General features: G+C 64.2%; 16 protein-coding genes. 7 read left to right on the top strand and 9 right to left on the bottom strand.

The genetic code is table 11. The features are described from left to right. Nucleotides 1-164: 164 nt before the first annotated feature. From AC0L24_RS32570 to AC0L24_RS32585, 4 genes are all read right to left on the bottom strand, one after another. Nucleotides 165-1,256, bottom strand: a complete 1,092-nt coding sequence (locus AC0L24_RS32570) for a Gfo/Idh/MocA family protein (protein ID WP_127808619.1) — start codon at nucleotides 1,254-1,256, stop codon at nucleotides 165-167. 262 nt (nucleotides 1,257-1,518) lie between these two features. Further along, nucleotides 1,519-2,682, bottom strand: a complete 1,164-nt coding sequence (locus AC0L24_RS32575) for an ABC transporter substrate-binding protein (RefSeq protein WP_127808617.1) — start codon at nucleotides 2,680-2,682, stop codon at nucleotides 1,519-1,521. A 71-nt stretch (nucleotides 2,683-2,753) separates the two neighbouring features. Further along, nucleotides 2,754-3,614 carry an ABC transporter permease gene (locus tag AC0L24_RS32580; protein ID WP_127808615.1) on the bottom strand — a complete coding sequence of 287 codons (861 nt, stop codon included), beginning with the start codon at nucleotides 3,612-3,614 and terminating at the stop codon, nucleotides 2,754-2,756. After that, nucleotides 3,611-4,438, bottom strand: a complete 828-nt coding sequence (locus tag AC0L24_RS32585; RefSeq protein ID WP_127808613.1) for an ABC transporter ATP-binding protein — start codon at nucleotides 4,436-4,438, stop codon at nucleotides 3,611-3,613. The genes AC0L24_RS32580 and AC0L24_RS32585 overlap by 4 nt, the downstream gene beginning before the upstream one ends. Nucleotides 4,439-4,773: 335 nt before the next feature. Here AC0L24_RS32585 and AC0L24_RS32590 point away from each other — a divergent pair, with 335 nt between their 5' ends. Together AC0L24_RS32590 and AC0L24_RS32595 are read left to right on the top strand one after the other, a co-directional pair. Continuing rightward, nucleotides 4,774-5,718 (top strand): MurR/RpiR family transcriptional regulator, encoded by a 945-nt coding sequence (locus AC0L24_RS32590; RefSeq protein ID WP_127808611.1) that lies wholly within the window; start codon nucleotides 4,774-4,776, stop codon nucleotides 5,716-5,718. A 172-nt stretch (nucleotides 5,719-5,890) separates the two neighbouring features. Beyond that, nucleotides 5,891-7,741, top strand: a complete 1,851-nt coding sequence (locus AC0L24_RS32595) for a flavin-containing monooxygenase (protein WP_245491363.1) — start codon at nucleotides 5,891-5,893, stop codon at nucleotides 7,739-7,741. A gap of 93 nt (nucleotides 7,742-7,834) precedes the next feature. Here the strand turns inward: AC0L24_RS32595 and AC0L24_RS32600 are convergent, their stop codons facing one another. Both AC0L24_RS32600 and AC0L24_RS32605 read right to left on the bottom strand, forming a co-directional pair. After that, a complete protein-coding gene (locus AC0L24_RS32600; RefSeq protein ID WP_292704240.1) occupies nucleotides 7,835-9,067 on the bottom strand; it encodes an amidohydrolase/deacetylase family metallohydrolase in 1,233 nt (410 codons plus the stop codon). A 28-nt stretch (nucleotides 9,068-9,095) separates the two neighbouring features. Further along, nucleotides 9,096-9,461, bottom strand: a complete 366-nt coding sequence (locus AC0L24_RS32605; protein WP_027037525.1) for a RidA family protein — start codon at nucleotides 9,459-9,461, stop codon at nucleotides 9,096-9,098. A 221-nt stretch (nucleotides 9,462-9,682) separates the two neighbouring features. Between AC0L24_RS32605 and AC0L24_RS32610 the strand changes: the two genes are divergently transcribed. After that, the gene (locus AC0L24_RS32610) at nucleotides 9,683-10,168 is read left to right on the top strand and encodes a hypothetical protein (RefSeq protein ID WP_127408814.1); all 486 of its coding nucleotides are present in this window, start codon (nucleotides 9,683-9,685) and stop codon (nucleotides 10,166-10,168) included. Nucleotides 10,169-10,177: 9 nt separating this feature from the next. Here the strand turns inward: AC0L24_RS32610 and AC0L24_RS32615 are convergent, their stop codons facing one another. After that, nucleotides 10,178-10,435 carry a hypothetical protein gene (locus tag AC0L24_RS32615; protein WP_127399182.1) on the bottom strand — a complete coding sequence of 86 codons (258 nt, stop codon included), beginning with the start codon at nucleotides 10,433-10,435 and terminating at the stop codon, nucleotides 10,178-10,180. On the opposite strand from AC0L24_RS32615, the gene AC0L24_RS32620 reads away from it, so the two are divergent. The 3 genes from AC0L24_RS32620 (at nucleotide 10,434) to AC0L24_RS32630 (ending at nucleotide 13,447) form a co-directional block, all read left to right on the top strand. After that, a complete protein-coding gene (locus AC0L24_RS32620) occupies nucleotides 10,434-11,231 on the top strand; it encodes a COG4705 family protein (RefSeq protein WP_127399181.1) in 798 nt (265 codons plus the stop codon). The genes AC0L24_RS32615 and AC0L24_RS32620 overlap by 2 nt on opposite strands. 171 nt (nucleotides 11,232-11,402) lie before the next feature. Continuing rightward, on the top strand, nucleotides 11,403-12,080 hold the full coding sequence (locus AC0L24_RS32625) for a winged helix-turn-helix domain-containing protein (protein WP_127383177.1): 678 nt from the start codon (nucleotides 11,403-11,405) through the stop codon (nucleotides 12,078-12,080). Further along, nucleotides 12,077-13,447, top strand: coding sequence for a HAMP domain-containing sensor histidine kinase (locus tag AC0L24_RS32630; protein WP_473564936.1), 1,371 nt, complete (start codon nucleotides 12,077-12,079; stop codon nucleotides 13,445-13,447). Before AC0L24_RS32625 ends, AC0L24_RS32630 begins: the two co-directional genes overlap by 4 nt. A 165-nt stretch (nucleotides 13,448-13,612) precedes the next feature. On the opposite strand, the gene AC0L24_RS32635 is transcribed toward AC0L24_RS32630, so the two are convergent. Beyond that, the gene (locus tag AC0L24_RS32635; protein ID WP_127329250.1) at nucleotides 13,613-14,041 is read right to left on the bottom strand and encodes an Lrp/AsnC family transcriptional regulator; all 429 of its coding nucleotides are present in this window, start codon (nucleotides 14,039-14,041) and stop codon (nucleotides 13,613-13,615) included. Between the two features lie 114 nt (nucleotides 14,042-14,155). Here AC0L24_RS32635 and AC0L24_RS32640 point away from each other — a divergent pair, with 114 nt between their 5' ends. Further along, entirely contained in the window at nucleotides 14,156-15,259 is a 1,104-nt protein-coding gene (locus AC0L24_RS32640; RefSeq protein ID WP_127383175.1) for a saccharopine dehydrogenase family protein, read from the top strand. Between the two features lie 235 nt (nucleotides 15,260-15,494). Here AC0L24_RS32640 and lpdA read toward each other — a convergent pair whose 3' ends face one another. Continuing rightward, nucleotides 15,495-16,892 carry a dihydrolipoyl dehydrogenase gene (gene lpdA / locus AC0L24_RS32645; RefSeq protein WP_473564938.1) on the bottom strand — a complete coding sequence of 466 codons (1,398 nt, stop codon included), beginning with the start codon at nucleotides 16,890-16,892 and terminating at the stop codon, nucleotides 15,495-15,497. Between the last annotated feature and the right edge of the window lie 59 nt (nucleotides 16,893-16,951).

A 16,951-nucleotide genomic window follows, 5' to 3' on the forward strand; every position in this document is an offset into this window, starting at 1 on the left:
GTCCTCCCGGCGGACAAGAAAACTGTCACCCATCTAATCAGTCCATTCTGTTACCTATCTATCCGGTTCGGACACCGACTCCCTCTCCCCGTTCTTCACGGGGAGAGGGTAAGGGTGAGGGGCAGCGCCGGCCTGAAACGATTGCCGCCAGCAGCCGGATTGCGTCAGGCCAGGTCGATGGTCCGTCCCAGTGCGATGCTCTGTTCGGCGGCCAGCACGATGCGCAGGCTGTTGACCGCCGCATCCATCTGCTCGGTCAAATCGAGATCCTCGCGGATGGCGCGCATGAAGAAGGCCTGCTCGCGGTCGCAGAGCTCCTGGTGACCGGGCTCGTCCTCCATGCTGACGATCTCGTCGGGCTTCGAGAAATTCTTGTTGCCGTCGACCGCGGCATAGTGGATCTTCAGGGCATCGGTCTTGGTGTGGCGGTCGATGTCGGCGGAGCTCGAAACCTCTGCAAGTTCGGCAGCATTGCTTGCCTGCTGGCCGGCGACGATCGACACCGCGCCCTTGGGGCCGACCACGTCCTTCACGAAATAGGCCGTTTCGCTCATCATCGGGCCCCAGCCCGCCTCGTACCAGCCGACCGAGCCGTCATCGAAGGTGACGTGCAGGTGGCCGTAATTCTGCTTGTCGGCCTCCGCCCAGAGCTTGGCGCCGATGCCATGCACGCGCACCGGCTTGGCGCCGGTTAGCTGGCACATGACGTCGACATAGTGGACGCCGCAATCGACGATCGGGATCAGCGAATCGATCAGGTTCTTGTGCCAGTGCCAGGCGCTGCCGCTGCTCTGCTGGTTGAGGTTGAGCCGCATCACCAGCGGCTTGCCGAGCGTCTTCCCGACCTCGATGAACTTGATCCATGACGGGTGGACGCGCAAGATATAGCCGAGCACCAGCTTGCGGTTCTTCGCCCGCGCCGCCGCGACAACCTTCTCGGCATCCTCATTGTTGGTGGCGAGCGGCTTTTCCATGAACACATGGCAGTTGGCGGCGATTGCCTTCAGCGCATATTCGGCGTGGGTGTTCGGCCAGCTGTTGATCGACACCGCGTCCGGTTTTGTTTCCTTCAGCGCCTGGTCGAAATCCTCGTAGAGTGGGTAGCCGGCTAACTCTCCCGGAATCTTCGTGTTGCTCTTGATCGAGCGGCTCATAATGCCGACGATCTCAAAACCGTCGAGCCGGTGATACGCGCTGGCATGCGACGCACCCATATTGCCGAGACCCACCACCAGCACTTTTACCTTGTCGGACACCGCTGCCTCCCAAATTCTTGATTAAATCACGGGCGGCGCTGTTGCCGTCGCCCGCATGTTTATCCAGGACAATCACCTTAGGTTGGCGCCGCCCCTCATTGCCCTGCCGGGCATTTCTCCCCGTATAGTGACGGGGAGAAAGGGCTGGCCGCAATGTTGGCGATTGGCGAAATCATCAACGACAGCGTCCCCTCGCCCCGTTTACGGGGAGAGGATGCAGGCAGGCAGGTGAGGGGCGGCGCTGACCTGGACATTGTCAGCCCTACTTCACCGCTGAATCGAACAGATGCGCCTTGATCTTCTCGACATCGAGCGCGGCAAAGCCTTCCGACAGCTTGTACCCGTCGGCATCGGCCTTGACCTTGGCCTTGTCGAAATCATTGGCCGGGCCGATCAAATCATTGGTGCAGACATCCTCGGCCTTCACCGGAGCGGTGATCTGGCCGATCTTGTGGATCTCGTCGAAGAAGCCCTGCCAGCTCGCCATGTCGTGCGAGCCCCAGCCGCCGCGTTTGTCCATGTCGCCGCGGAAGACGTTGATCTGCTGCAGGATCGAGGTGGTGCCAAGCTCCGGCCCGAGATTCTTGGCCAGCGTCGGGAACTGCTCGAACACCGCTTCGACCGCCGCGCGGGGATTCTGGTAGCCGAATTCGAGGCCCATCGCCCAGCCGCGCAGGTACTTTTCCAGCAACGCCTTCTTGTCGGCGTCCTCCAGATCGGCGGCGCGCACGACGAAAGTATTGGCCGGCAGCTTTGAGTTCTGCACGCCGAGCCAGTATTCGAAGTCGAGCCCCTTGGCGATCCATTCGGCGCGCAGGCCTTCCCACGACAGGGCAGCGTCGCCCTGGCCGCCGGCAAGAGCCGTGCCCCATGTCGGCCAGCCGGCTTCGACATATTTGACCTTCTTGATGTCGACGCCCTGCGCCGCCAGCAGCGGGTCGGTGATCGACTGCCAGGCGGCGGAGCCGAGCAGTATGGTCTTGCCTTCCAGCTTCTTCAGATCGTTCGATCCCTCGCCCTTGCGGAAGGCGATGCTGAACGTGTCGCGGGCGCCCATATGGAACACCGACTTCAGCTTCATGCCGTTCTGGATGGCGAAAGAGAACACGCCGGGCGACGGGAAGCCCATATCGGCCTGGCCGACATCGACGAACTTCACCGTCGCGGTGCCGTCCGACGGCCCCGGCTGCATGTCGGTGTCCAGCCCATCGAAATAGCCGGCCTTCTTGGCTGCCCAGTAGGGATAGTCGTCGAGCACTTCGAGCGTGCCGCGCGGCGAGATCCAGGTGAATTTTCCGTAGGGTTCGGCCCTGGCCCTGAGGCCGGTGGCGCCAAGCGCCGTCGCGGTCACCAGCCCGGCGCCGGTCACCTGCAGGAAAGTGCGGCGGCTGATCCCCGCCGGGTTGGTCGAGAAATTATTGGTCATGGCATTCCCCTTTTTTGTTTGATGTCAGTCTCTTGCCGCCCGCCTCCCGGGCGCCGTCTGTACTTTTGTGTTCAAGCCTCCCAGCTCGCCCATTTCTTGCCGATCAGGAAGAACAGCACGTAGATCAGGATGCCGAGCGTCGACAGGATCAGCACCACGGCGAAGAACTGCGGCATCTGGATCATCGACGAATAGGTGGTCAGCCGGTTGCCGAGGCCGAAGCCGCCGCCGACCATTTCGGCGCCGACCGCGGTCAGCAGGCCGAAGATGGCGCCGATCATCAGCCCGACCAGGATCATCGGCAGCGCCATCGGCGCACGGATCTTCCAGAAGATCTGCAGGGTGCTGGCGCCATAGGAGCGTGCCAGCGCGATCTTGGCGCTGTCGACGCGGCGAAAGCCCGTCGCCGCATTGATCATCACCATCGGCCCGGCGGCCAGCGCCACCGCGATGATGCGGGGCGTGTAGCCGAAGCCGAAGCGCAGGATCAGAAGCGGCACCAGTGCCAGCATCGGCGTGGTGACCAGAAGCAGGATGTAGGGCGCGACGATCTTCTCGGCGAACGGAAACTGGGTGATGACGGCGGCCAGCACCAGGCCGACGATCGCGCCGATGGTGAAGCCGGACACCAGCTCGACCAGCGTGTAGCCGAGATGCGGCGCGATCAGCGGGAACTCGTCGAACAGCGCATAGGCGATCGAGCTCGGCGGCGGCATGATGTAGAGCGGCACGTGGAACAGCCGCAGCGCCAGTTCGATGCCGCCGATGATGATCACCGCCACGGCAAGAATGGCTGCCACCTCCTTGCCCGACTTGATGCCGGGGCCGCTGGCGAAGGCTGACAGATTGGTCAGGCTGACCTCCTGGCCGTCGCCCGACTTGGCACCCGACTTGGACTTCGAGAATTCCGGAATGGCGTCGCCTCCGCTCACGGCCTGATCCTCACGATCTCTGCGCTCGGGCGCTCCGGCGTTTTTGGCCGCGTGCGTTCGCCGACAATGTCCATCTTGATCAGGTTGGTGAGGTCGAAGACCTCCTTCGTCGCCATGATCTCCAGCGAGCGCGGCCGCGCAAACGGCACGCGATATTCCTTGGCGACACGACCCGGCCGGGCGCTCAGCACCACCACCCGGTCGGAGAGGAAGATCGCCTCCTCGATCGAGTGGGTGATGAAGACGATGGTGGTCTTGGTGTCGAGCCAGATCTCCTCGACCAGCCGGTTCATCTCCTCGCGGGTGAAGCTGTCGAGCGCGCCGAACGGCTCATCCATCAAAAGCACCGAGGGTTTGAGCGCCAGCGCCCGCACGATCGCCGCGCGCTGTTGCATGCCGCCAGACAGCTCGCGCGGAAACTTGCCGCCGAAGCCGTCGAGCCCGACGCGGTTGAGCAGATGCGCGATCCACGCCCGGTCCGGCTTTTCGCCCTTGATCTCGAAGGGGAAACGGATGTTGGCGTCGAGATTGCGCCACGGCAAAAGGTTCGCTTCCTGGAAGACGATGCCGATATCGGGATGCGGGCCGGTGATGGTCTTGCCGTCGAGCCGGATCTCGCCGCTGGTCAGGCTGTGCAGGCCCGACATCGACCACAAAAGGGTCGTCTTGCCGCAACCGGAAGGACCGACGATCGAGACGATTTCATTGGCGCTGACATCGAGGCTGCAGCGGTCCAGCGCCAGCAGGTCGCCGGAGGCCGTGTGGTAGATCTTGGTCGCTGCCTGCACGCCAAGCTTCGGGTTTTTTGCATCGCCCGTATTCATCTGCCCCCCGGGAAGACTGCGCGATGATCCATTGGCTCATCTCCAGCGAAAATCAGTCTGTAACTATCCTACTTTCCTGTCAAGCACGAGCGCTGGTACCCGTATCACAAAAATGGATGGTAATAGCTATCCGATTGTTTTTATGATATTTTCATGGCCTTGAAATACGTGTTGCTTTCCTACATACTTCCGAATTCACGCGGACCGAAGGAAGCAGAGAAGGTGCGGTTTCCCCAACGACACGCTACGGTTGCTATGCGGACCGGCACGTGGAGCCATGGCGTGCAAACATGCTAAGACGTCAGCCTCGCAACCCAGGGAAAGACCAGGACCCCATGACCGAAGCTGGCAGCCAGGACGAGCCTGATCCAGGCCATGATGTGGAGGGGCGCGATCATGTCCGGCGCATCCCCGACATCATCTCGCTGGTCAAGGATTCCTACAGCGAGTTGCGCCCAGCCGAACGGCGTGTCGCCGATGTCGTGCTCGACGATGTCAAATATGCCGTCGACGCCTCCAATGCCGCCCTTGCCCAGCGTGCCGGGGTCAGCGAACCGACGGTGACCCGGTTCTGCCGCGCCATCGGCTGCGAGGGCGTGCGCGACTTCAAGCTGAAGCTGGCGCAGAGCCTCGTCGTCGGTGCGCTCTATCTCGCCAAGTCACCTTCCGTCAGCAATGACAATGGCATGCCGTTCTGGAACGCCGTTTTCGGCGAGGCGCGCCGGGCGCTGCAGGAAGCCGAGCGGCAGCTCGACCCGGCGCAGTTGCAGAAGGCGGCCGAGCTGATCGCCAAGGCGCGCCAGGTCACGGTCTTCGGCCTCGGCGGCAGCTCCTCGGCGCTGGCGCAGGAAACCCAGTACCGGCTGTTCCGCTACGGCATCACCGTCAGCGCCCAGTGCGACCCCTATCTGATGCGCATGACTGCCTCGACGCTCAAGCCCGGCGATCTGGTGATCGCCATTTCGGCGACGGGACGCACCCGCGAGGTGATCGAGGCCGTCGAACTAGCCAAGCACTATCGCGCCAATGCGATCGCCGTGACCGCGCCCGACACCGAACTCGCCCGCGCCTGCGACGTCAGGCTGACGGTGGCGGTGCCCGAATATCCCGACACACTGAAGCCGACGGCGTCGCGCTTCGCCTTCCTGGCGGCGATCGACCTTTTGGCGGTGGCCTCCGCCTACAAGCTCGACGGATCGGCCCGCGAGACGGTGCGCCGCATCAAATACAACGCCCAGATCCACCGCACCGGCAAGGAGATGGAGCCGCTCGGAGATTAGTTCTTTCCTTCTCCCCGTTCACGGGGAGGTGAGGAATGGTCCGCGTAGCGGACGAAAAGCCAACTGCTTGGCTTTTCGAACGACGAACGCCGGCAGGCGGATGAGGGGCGGCGCCGAGTTCAACAATTGATGATCCCAACTTGGATTGGGCGCATGCACAAAGAGGAAAGAAATGCTCGAAATAGCACCGACGAAACAGGCAGCCGCATGGCTCGAATCCTTGGCGCAGGCGCTCGCAGCCGGCGACGTGGCCGCTGCGAGCAACCTGTTCGTCGACGATTGCTACTGGCGCGATCTCCTGACCTTCACCTGGAACATCACCACCATGGAAGGCCGCGAGGCGATCGCCGACATGCTGGGGTCGACGCTGGCGACGGCCAGGCCCAAGGCATGGCAGCTGATCGGCGAGGCGATCTCGGACGATGGCACCATCGAGGCGTGGTTCAGCTTCGAAACCGCGGTGGCCAGGGGAGAGGGCATCATACGGCTGCGCGACGGCCACTGCCGCACGCTGTTCACGGCAATGACGGACCTGAAAGGGTTCGAGGAGCGCAAGGGAGCGAAGCGGCCGCTTGGCGTGCGCCACAAGGCCGATCCCAGGCGCGAGACCTGGTCGGAGGCGCGGGCGCGCGAGACGCGCGAGCTCGGCACTGATGAACAGCCCTACTGCCTGGTCATCGGCGGCGGCCAGGGCGGCATCATGCTGGGGGCGCGGCTGCGCCAGCTCGGCGTGCCCATCATCATCATCGAGAAGAATGCGCGGCCGGGCGATTCCTGGCGCAACCGCTACCGCACGCTCGTGCTGCACGACCCGGTCTGGTACGACCATCTGCCCTACATTCCCTTCCCCGAAAACTGGCCGGTGTTCACGCCCAAGGACAAGATGGGCGACTGGCTGGAAATGTACACGCGCGTCATGGAGCTCAATTACTGGGTCGCCACCAAATGTCTCAGCGCGTCCTATGATGAGGCCGAAAAAGTCTGGACCGTGGTCGTCGACCGCGTCGGCCGCCAGATCACGCTGAAGCCGAAGCACATCGTCTTCGCCACCGGCGCCTACGGTCCGCCACGGCGGATCGATCTGCCGGGCGCCGACCGGTTCAAGGGCGAGTTGCTGCACTCCAGCCAGTATGCCAGCGGCGACAAATTCCGCGGCAGACGAGTCGCGGTCATCGGCGCGGCAAGCTCTGGCCACGATGTCTGCGTCGACCTCTGGGAAAGCGGCGCCGAGGTCACAATGATCCAGCGTTCGCCGACGACGGTGGTCAAATCGGACACGCTGATGGAAGTCGGCTTCGAGATCTTCTCGGAAGACGCACTGGCACGCGGCATCACCACCGAGAAGGCCGACATGATCGTCGCCTCGACGCCGTTCGCACTGGTGCCCAAGGGCCAGCGGGCGCTCTACGAGGTGATCAAGGCGCGCGACGCGGCCTTTTACGACCGCCTGCGCGCCGCCGGCTTCGCCCTCGATTTCGGCGACGACGAGACCGGCCTTCTGATGAAGGCCTACCGCACCGGCTCCGGCTACTATATCGATGTCGGCGCTTCCGACCTGATCATCGACGGCAAGATCGGCATCCGCAGCGGCGTCGCCATCAAGTCGCTGACCCCGAGCGGCATCCTGTTCGAGGACGGCAGTGAACTCGCCACCGACGCCATCATCGCCTGCACCGGCTATCAGTCGATGAACGAGACGGTGGCTTCGATCGTCTCGCGCGAAGTCGCCGACAAGGTCGGCCCCTGCTGGGGGCTTGGCTCGGGCGTCAAGGGCGATCCCGGACCCTGGCAAGGCGAGTTGCGCAACATGTGGAAGCCGACCGCGCAGGAAGCGCTGTGGTTCCACGGCGGCAATCTGGCGCTGTCGCGCTTCTATTCGAAATATGTGGCGCTGCAGATCAAGGCGCGGATGGAAGGCATTGAGACGCCGGTTTACGGAAAGCCGAGCAATTCAGGCGCTGCTGATCTCCCCCCTCAAGGGGGAGATGTCGCCGAAGGCGACAGAGGGGGTCGCCGCGCGTAGAGCGCCAGCCTCCATCTGCCGCAAGGAGGTCGCATCCAGTCGAACCGACCCCCTCTGGCCTGCCGGCCATCTCCCCCTCAAGGGGGAAGATCGCTAATCGTGCCGATGCCCGAAATGCCTCGCCGCAACCTCGACATGCGTATGCGATGCCTGCGCCACGAAACGCTCGGTCTCGTTGTGATCAGCCGCCTCGTTCGGCCACCAGGTGCCGCCGATGGCGATGCCATCCGACACCAGCCGCTGGTCGGCGACCAATGACGCGCCGACCGCATCGACGAAGGTGAAGCGGCCCGGGCGCTGCCGGAGCACGGCGACATCGCCGACGGTGCCGACCGCCAGCGTGCCCAGGTCAGGCCTGGCGATCGCCTGCGCCGGCGCTTGCGTGGCGGCGCGCAGGACCTCGACCAGCGGCATGCCGAGCGCCAGCAGCTTCGACATGCAGACCAGTATGTCGAAGGCGGGACCGTCGACACAGTAGAGATGCACGTCGCTCGAGATCACGTCCGGCGCCAGTCCTTCCTCGAGCATGGCGCGGGCAACGGCGAAATCGAACGAGCCCATGCCGTGGCCGATGTCGAAGATGACGCCGCGCTCGCGCGCCAGCCGCATGTCCGGCCGCACCGCGCCGGAAGCAAATACCGGCGCATTGGGAAACGGCCGGAAGCAGTGGGTGAGAATGTCGCCCCTGCGCAGCCGCGGCAGCACCTCCGAGCGGCCGGGCGGCGGCTCGTCTATATGCGCCATCAGCGGCAGGCCGGCCTGGTCGGCGGCCTCCAGCGCCAGATCCACCGGGGCGATGCCGCTGGTGCCGCCGGCATGCTTGCCGGAGCGGACTTTTACGCCGACCACGACATCGCGGTGTTCACGCACCGCCGCGACCACCTCGCGCGGCTCGCACAGCCTGAGGTCGCTGCACTCGCCGACCGACACTGTCTGCGAGAAGCCGAAAATGCCGGCAAAGGAAATGTTGACATAGGCCAGGATGCGGACCTTCGACCGCTCCATGACATGGCGGCGGAAGCCGAGGAAATTGCCGGCGCCGGCACTGCCCGCATCGATGAAGGTGGTGGTGCCGCTCTTGGCGGCCAGCCGGTCGGCATCGACGCCAAGCGACGTGCCGCCCCAATAGACGTGGCTGTGCAGGTCGACCAGGCCCGGCGTGACGATGCAGCCGCCGGCATCGACGATCTGCGCTGCGCTGTCCGCCGGGATATCGGCATCGACTGCGGCAACGCGGCCATTGGCGATGGCGACATCGCGCGGCGCGTCGAGGCCAGCGGCCGGATCGATCAGCCGTCCGCCCTTCAGCAGGAGGTCGAATTGCATTGCGGTCACCTCCGCTTCGTTGCTTTGCCTACAGAGGCCGGTAAGCGACCGCCTCGACTTCGATCTTGATGTCGATCATCAGCCGCGATTCGACCGTGGTGCGGGCCGGCGGGTCTTTGGGGAAATGCCGGGCATAGACCGCGTTGAAGGCGCCGAAATCGCGCGCATCTTCCAGCCAAACCGTGGTCTTCACCACATCGTCCATGGTGCAGCCGGCCAGCGCCAGCGCGGCCTTGATGTTGGCGAGCACCTGCTCGGTCTGTTCCGATATGCCGCCCTTGACCACGATGCCGTCGCTGCCGACGGGAACCTGGCCCGAGACATAGACGAGATCGCCGGCCCGCACGGCTGGCGACAACGGCACATGCGATGTTCCAAAACACTGTTTCGGCAAGGGACAAGCCTCCTCTGATGACAGGACGGGGTGCCGTGGCAGCGCCCGCTTCGATCGACATTTACGCCGATCGGGGCGATCCTCATAGGGGCCTTGTTGGAAAGCAACATTCTTCGAAATCCGTGTTGCTTTATTACAAGAGCGCTTGCATCGTACGCGCTGACGGGCGGCTTGGAAGCCGCAACGTACAGACGCATTTGCCAGAGCGGAGACACCCAGCGATGACTTACGACAAGAACCCGTTTCCATCAGGCGATGCCGATCGCCACGCCCTCTGGGAAATGCTGGTGCGGCGCGACATCGACGCTTTCATCGGCCAGGACTGGGCCATGGTCGAGGATGATTTCGTCGCCGAGAGCTTCTTCGGCATGCACGCGCATTTCCTCAGCAATGCCGATGCCTGGCGGCTGCAGTTTCCAAGGCTGGACATCTACCGCGACGAATGGCTGCGCCAGGCCAGGGAGACGGCGGCGACCAAATTCGCCGAGCCGCTGCGCGAGGCGCTGTTTCGCGTCACCAACATGCGCGACATCGATGTCGACGGCGACCGCGCCGTGCTGCACAAGAAATTCGACGGCTCGGTTGCCAAGGCGGACGGCAGCGTCGACCGCTTGAAATGGCAGACGCTGTATTTCTGCAGCAAGGTCGGCGGCAGCTGGAAGATATCAGGCTTCGTCGGCTACATGCCGCATCCGCTCGGTAGCTAGAACCACCGATCACCAGAGCGCAGGATGGGTCGGGCCGAACGTGCGGCCCGGCACCGCGGCCGCCATCAGCGAGCCGTTGAACAGCGATGGCGGATGCAAGGCGCCGCATTCCATCAAACGCATCGCCAGACATTGGCAATGCCTTTTGCGCCCATTCTTACGAATTTGTATGCCGCCGGACAGGCCGGTGTGAACTCGTTTGTTTACGATGCGCGGGGCGGATCGCCATCGCCCCGCCGCAACCGTCGACTTCTGGACTTCAGCCATGCTCGCGCCCAACAGGCAACAACCCGCCGCACCGAGCCACAACAGGGTTCCCGACGTCACCCTCGACTTCTGGCTGGTCAAGCTGATGGCGGTCACCACGGGCGAGACCGCGGCGGATTATCTTGCCGACACAATCGGGCTCGGGCTGACCGCCACCTCGCTGATCATGACCGGCATCCTGATCGCGGCCCTTGTCCTGCAGTTTACGCGGAAATGCTATGTGCCGTGGGCTTATTGGCCGGCGGTGGTGCTGATCAGCATCGTCGGCACGCTGGTGACGGACAGCCTCGTCGACAGTTTCGGCGTGCGCCTGCAGACGGCAACCATCGCCTTCTCGGTCGCGCTCGCCGCGACATTCGCGGTCTGGTACGCCAGCGAAAGGACGCTGTCGATCCACACCATCTTCACCACCAGGCGCGAGATCTTCTACTGGCTGGCGATCCTCTTGACCTTCGCGCTCGGCGCCGCCGCCGGCGACCTCGTCGCCGAAAGCTTCGACATGGACTACCTCACATCGGGGCTGCTGTTCGGCGGCGTCATCGCGCTGATAGCGCTCGCCTACTGGCTGCTCAGTCTCGACGGCATCCTGGCCTTCTGGCTCGCCTATATCCTGACGCGACCGCTTGGCGCTTCGTTCGGCGACCTGCTGTCGCGGTCGGCCAGGCATGGCGGCCTGGGTCTCGGCACCATCTTCACCAGCCTGCTCTTCCTTGGCTGTATCATTGCCCTCGTCCTGCACATGACCCTGAAGGAGGCAACCGACGAGGCCGATGAACTGTTGCTGGACCTGGACTGAAGCCTTGGCCTCGTCATCCGCGCGCGGAGCAAGGAGCGTAGCGACGCAGCGCGGACCCGACGATGACGAAGTTGGGAGAAGCCGCTCCGAATGCCTGCGCCTTCGTGACATCCTAGGAACAAGCCCGTGCCGGTGATAGCCTCTCCACCTCGGCAAAGGACCGGACCTTTCATGCGACTGCTTCTCGTCGAGGACGACCACAGGACGGCCGACTATATCGTCAGGGGACTGACCGAGGCCGGCCATGTCTGCGATTTGCTTCGCAACGGACATGACGCGCTGTTCGCGGCGACCCGGGGCAATTACGACGTGATCGTCGCCGACCGGATGATCCCCGGCCTCGACGGGCTGTCGATGATCAAGGCGGTGCGCGCCGCGGGCGTACGAACGCCCGCGATCTTTCTCACCTCCGTCGGCGGCATCGACGATCGCGTCGAGGGGCTGGAGGCCGGCGGCGACGACTATCTGGTCAAGCCCTTCGCCTTTTCCGAACTTCTCGCCCGCATCAACGCGCTTGGCCGGCGGCCGGCGGCGCAGGAGCAGAAAACCGTCCTGCGGGTCGCCGACCTCGAAATGGACCTGATCATGCGGCGGGTCACGAGGCGGGGCCAGCCGATCGACCTGCAGCCCAGGGAATTCAGCCTGCTGGAAGTGCTGATGCGCGGCGAAGGCCGCGTCATCACCCGGACCATGCTTCTGGAGCGCGTCTGGGATTTTCATTTCGATCCCAGGACCAGCGTCGTCGAGACCCATATCAGCCGGCTGCGGGCCAAGGTCGACAAGCCCTTCGAAACCCAGCTCATCCACACCGTCCGCAACACCGGCTACAGCCTGCACGCGCCGTCATGACCGGAACATGGTCCCGCCTGCTGCGCAGCACGCCGTTCCGGCTGGCCCTGACCTTCGCCTTCCTGTTCGTGCTCGCCTTCGTCCTGTCTGGCGCCATCGTCTACCAGATGATGAGCGCCGATCTTGCCGAGCGGCTCGACGACACCATCAAGGAGACCTACGCGGTCGTCGCCGCGACCTATGCCGAGAACGATCTCAAGGAGCTGGTCGAGACCGTCGGCAGCCACTCCCTGCGCAGCCTCAAAAAGGAGCAGCTGTTTTCGCTGACCGACGCGACGGGCAATCGCCTGGCCGGCAACTTCACCGCGGCAGGGCTTCCCGACGGCTTCTCGATGTTCGACACCGAAATGCCCGGCGTGCCGCCCGGCGCCGAGTACCGCGCCTATTCCGGCCCGGTCGGCGGCAACACCCTGACCGTCGCCTTCAGCCTTTCCGAGACGGAGGAGCTGGAGAGGATCGTGCTGATGAGCTTTGGCTGGGGAACCCTGATCATCACCGGGCTGGCGGTCGCCGGCGGCGCCCTGCTGGCCTCGCGGGTCCAGCGCCGTCTCGACGGCATTGCCGCCACCATGGTGGATGTCTCGCACGGACGGCTGGACACCCGCATTCCGCTGACCGGCAAGGGCGACGACATCGACATCGTCTCCAGCCAGGTCAATGCCGCGCTCGACCGCCTGTCGGCGCTGGTCGAAGGCATGAAACAGGTCAGCGCCAACATCGCCCACGACCTGAAGACGCCGCTCAACCGGCTGCAGATGATCCTCGACACCGCGTCCGAAAAGAATCTGTCGGGTCAAAAGGTCGCCCGCGAACTGGCCGACGCGCATGCCGAAAGCCTGCAGATCAACGAGACCTTCGATGCCCTGCTGCGCATCGCGCAGATCGAAGCTGGCGCGCGCCGGGCGCGGTTCACCGATGTCGATCTGGGCGAGGTGCTGCAGACCATCGCGGAGATCTATGCCGATGTTGCCGAGGACGACGGAAAGTCGCTGTCGTTGGCGCAACCACAGGAAACGACGGACCGGATCCATGGCGATCGCGAGCTGCTGACGCAGATGTTCGCCAATCTGGTCGAGAACGCGCTGCGCCATTGTCCATCGGGCACGACGATAAAGCTGTCGGCGGCGCGCCAGGGCGAACGCGTCGTTGCCGGCGTCGCCGACAACGGTCCCGGCATTCCGGCGGGAGAGCGCGAGAAAGTGTTCCAGCGGCTCTATCGGCTGGACCATAGCCGGTCGACATCGGGCAGCGGGCTGGGTCTCAGCCTTGTCCGGGCAATCGCCGATCTGCATGGTGCGTCGATTACGCTCGAGGATTGCCGGCCTGGGCTTGAGGTGGCGGTGAGCTTTCCGCTGGCGATGGATTAGAGGCCGATCTCCCCCCTTGAGGGGGAGATGTCGCCGAAGGCGACAGAGGGGGGTCGCCTCGCGTGAAGCGCCAGCCTCCATCTGTCGCAAGGAGGTCGCATCCGGTCGAACCGCCCCCCTCTGGCCTGCCGGCCATCTCCCCCTCGAGGGGGGAGATCAGCAGCTTCACCGATCTATCCGCGTCGACAGGATGATCGACGACAGGGTCCGCTCGACCCCGTCCATGGCGCCGATCTGGTCGAGCAGCATGTCGAGGTCGCGGATCGATGGCGCGTCGACGATGACGATCATGTCGAAATTGCCGCTGACCGAATGCAGCGTCCGGACCGTCGTCAGGGCGCGCAGGCCGCGCACCACCTTGTCGGCGAGCTTGGGCGTCACGGTGAGCAGTACATGCGCCCGCACCAGCCCCTGCTCGTAGTCCGGCGCCAGTCGCACGCCATAACCTGATATGATGCCGCGCTGCTCCAGCCGCTCGATGCGGCTCTGCACGGTCGTTCGAGACACGCCAAGCCGCCGCGCCAGCTCGGCGGTCGAGGCGCGCGCGTTCTCGCGCAGCAGGGAAAGCAGGGCCTGTTCGGCGTCACTGAGCATTTGGACGAATCCTGTTGGCAGATTGCGTAATCAGAGTTTCGTTTTGAACAATTCCACGCTTCCTTTCGACGGGCAAGCTGCGAATCTGGACTCACAATCAGTGAGGGATCGGTCATGAAGAAAATTGTTGTTGTCGGTGCCGGCAAGATCGGCTCGACCATTGCCGAGATGCTCGCCGCCACGGGGGATTATCAGGTCACGCTCGTCGACCGCTCGGCAGCACAGCTCGCTGCTGCCGAAGTGCCGACCACGGTTGCGACGCTTGAGCTCGACATCGAAGCATCCGGTACGCTTGAAGCCGCACTCGCCGGCAAATTCGCGGTGCTCAGCGCCGCTCCCTTCCATCTGACCACCCGCATCGCCGAAGCGGCGGCCTGTGCCGGCGTGCACTATCTCGACCTGACCGAGGATGTCGTCTCGACCCGCCGCGTCAAGGAACTGGCGGTTTCGGCCAGAAACGCCTTCATTCCGCAATGCGGCCTGGCGCCGGGCTTCATCTCGATCGTCGCCAACGATCTCGCCAGCCGTTTCGATTCGCTGGAGAGCGTGCGCATGCGCGTCGGCGCTTTGCCGCAATATCCCTCCAATGCGCTGAACTACAATCTGACCTGGAGCACCGACGGCGTCATCAACGAATATTGCGAGCCCTGCGAGGCGATCGTCGAAGGCGAGCTGGTCGAGGTGCCGCCACTGGAAGAGCGCGAGGAGTTCTCGCTCGACGGCGTCACCTACGAAGCGTTCAACACCTCCGGCGGCCTTGGCACGCTGGCCGAGACGCTGAAGGGCAGAGTGCGCACGCTGAACTACCGCACCATCCGCTATCCCGGCCACGCCGCGATCATGAAGGCGCTGCTCAACGATCTCGGCCTGCGCCACCGCCGTGACGTGCTGAAAGACATTTTCGAGAGCGCCCTGCCGGCGACGCTGCAGGACGTGGTCATCGTCTTCGTCACCGTCTCCGGCCGCAAGAACGGCCGCCTGCTGCAGGAGACCTACGCCAACAAGATCTACTCCAGGCGCATCGGCGACCAGGTGCGAAGCGCCATCCAGATCACCACGGCGTCCGGCATCTGCGCCGTGCTCGACATGCTGGCCGACGGCAGCCTGCCGGCGACGGGTTTCATCAAGCAGGAAGACATCGCGCTTGACGCGTTTCTGGCTAACCGCTTCGGCCGTGCCTATGCGCAGCACGAGATGGTGAGCCGGCTGGCGGGGTGACGAGCGTTTCTCTCTTGTGAGAGGCTGGCGGGACAGTGCCCCCCTCTGCCCTGCCGGGCATCTCCCCCTCTAGGGGGGAGATCGGCTGTCATCTTAGATTTCGCCAATTTTCAAAGTCTTGGAAGAGGCGGGTTGCCCGAAACTGCTGATCTCCCCCCTTGAGGGGGAGATGTCCGGCAGGACAGAGGGGGGGGCGAGTGTCCCGCCAACATAACCGCCTTTGCACTATCACGAATCAAACATGCAGCGCGTGCCCCAGCGCCTTGAGCGCCGCTTCCTGGAATCCCTCGCCTTGCGTCGGATGGGCATGGATCGTGCCGGCAATGTCCTCCAGCCTCGCGCCCATCTCCAGCGCCAGTCCAAAAGCCGCCGCCAGTTCCGAGACGCCCTGCCCGACCGCCTGGATGCCGAGCACCAGATGGTTGTCCGCCCGCGCCACCACGCGGACGAAGCCGTCTTCGCCCAGCTTCGTCATCGCCCGGCCGTTGGCGGCGAACGGGAACATGCCGATCTTGATCTCGCCGCCCAGAGCCCTGGCCTCTTCCGGCGAAAGACCAGCGGTGACGAGTTCCGGATCGGTGAAGCAAACGGCGGGAATAGCGCGCTTGTCCCAGTTGCGCTTGTGGCCGGCGACGATCTCGGCGACCATCTCGCCCTGGGCCATCGCCCGGTGCGCCAGCATCGGCTCGCCGGTGACGTCGCCGATGGCGAAGATGCCGCGCATCGAGGTGCGGCACTGGTCGTCGATGCGGATGAATTTGCCTGCCCTGTCGAGGTCGATCTGCTCGAGCCCCCAGCCTTCGGTCACCGGCTTGCGGCCGACCGTGACCAGGATTTTTTCGGCGGCGACCTTGGCGCTCTTGCCATCCGCCGTCTCGACCAGCAGCGCATCACCCTTGGTCGACAGCCCCTTGGCCTTGGCGCCCAGCATCACCTCGACGCCCAGTGCATTGAGCCGCTTGACCACCGGCCGGGTGAGTTCCGCATCATACTGCGCCAGCACGCGCGGCAAGGCCTCGACCACGGTCACTTTGGCGCCCATTTTGGCGAAGGCCATGCCGAGTTCCAGCCCGATATAGCCGCCACCGACGACAGCGAGTTTTTGTGGAACCGCGCCGAGTGCCAGTGCCTCGGTTGACGAAATCACCGGACCGCCAAAGGGCAGGAACGGCAGTTCGACCGGCGCCGAGCCGGTGGCGATGACGATCGCCTCGGCGCGGATGACTTGGCTTCCTGTCTCGGTTTCAACCTCCACAGTCTTGCCGTCGCGAAAGCTCGCCCAGCCATGCACGGTCTTGACTCCTGCCTTCTTGAGCAGGCCGGCGACGCCGCTGTTGAGCCGGCTCACGATGCCGTCCTTCCAGGCGATCGTCTTAGCCAGGTCGAGCGTCGGTGCGGTGAGCGAAATGCCAAGCGGGCTCTTGCCGCTCGCCATGTGTGAGACCCTCTCGAACTCTTCCGCCGCATGGATCAGCGCCTTGGACGGGATGCAGCCGACATTGAGGCAGGTGCCGCCTGGTTTGCCCGACTCGACGATCACCGTGTCGACGCCGAGCTGCCCGGCACGGATGGCGCAGACATAGCCCCCGGGACCGGCGCCGATGACGAGCAGCTTGCAGGAGATTTCTTTCATGTTGGCATCCTGGTTCACAATGGTGCTGGAAGGCAGATAATGTTGGGTCCTTCGCGCCG

The organism is Mesorhizobium sp. WSM4809 (assembly GCF_055811655.1).

Bases quoted from the DNA above. Each gene is read 5' to 3' on its own strand.
- lpdA (WP_473564938.1), bottom strand. From the start codon at position 16,892: ATGAAAGAAATCTCCTGCAAGCTGCTCGTCATCGGCGCCGGTCCCGGG.
- AC0L24_RS32595 (WP_245491363.1), top strand. From the start codon at position 5,891: ATGCTCGAAATAGCACCGACGAAACAGGCAGCCGCATGGCTCGAATCC.
- AC0L24_RS32585 (WP_127808613.1), bottom strand. From the start codon at position 4,438: ATGAATACGGGCGATGCAAAAAACCCGAAGCTTGGCGTGCAGGCAGCG.
- AC0L24_RS32625 (WP_127383177.1), top strand. From the start codon at position 11,403: ATGCGACTGCTTCTCGTCGAGGACGACCACAGGACGGCCGACTATATC.
- AC0L24_RS32630 (WP_473564936.1), top strand. From the start codon at position 12,077: ATGACCGGAACATGGTCCCGCCTGCTGCGCAGCACGCCGTTCCGGCTG.
- AC0L24_RS32635 (WP_127329250.1), bottom strand. From the start codon at position 14,041: ATGCTCAGTGACGCCGAACAGGCCCTGCTTTCCCTGCTGCGCGAGAAC.
- AC0L24_RS32620 (WP_127399181.1), top strand. From the start codon at position 10,434: ATGCTCGCGCCCAACAGGCAACAACCCGCCGCACCGAGCCACAACAGG.
- AC0L24_RS32600 (WP_292704240.1), bottom strand. From the start codon at position 9,067: ATGCAATTCGACCTCCTGCTGAAGGGCGGACGGCTGATCGATCCGGCC.
- AC0L24_RS32610 (WP_127408814.1), top strand. From the start codon at position 9,683: ATGACTTACGACAAGAACCCGTTTCCATCAGGCGATGCCGATCGCCAC.
- AC0L24_RS32615 (WP_127399182.1), bottom strand. From the start codon at position 10,435: ATGGCTGAAGTCCAGAAGTCGACGGTTGCGGCGGGGCGATGGCGATCC.
- AC0L24_RS32640 (WP_127383175.1), top strand. From the start codon at position 14,156: ATGAAGAAAATTGTTGTTGTCGGTGCCGGCAAGATCGGCTCGACCATT.
- AC0L24_RS32590 (WP_127808611.1), top strand. From the start codon at position 4,774: ATGACCGAAGCTGGCAGCCAGGACGAGCCTGATCCAGGCCATGATGTG.
- AC0L24_RS32575 (WP_127808617.1), bottom strand. From the start codon at position 2,682: ATGACCAATAATTTCTCGACCAACCCGGCGGGGATCAGCCGCCGCACT.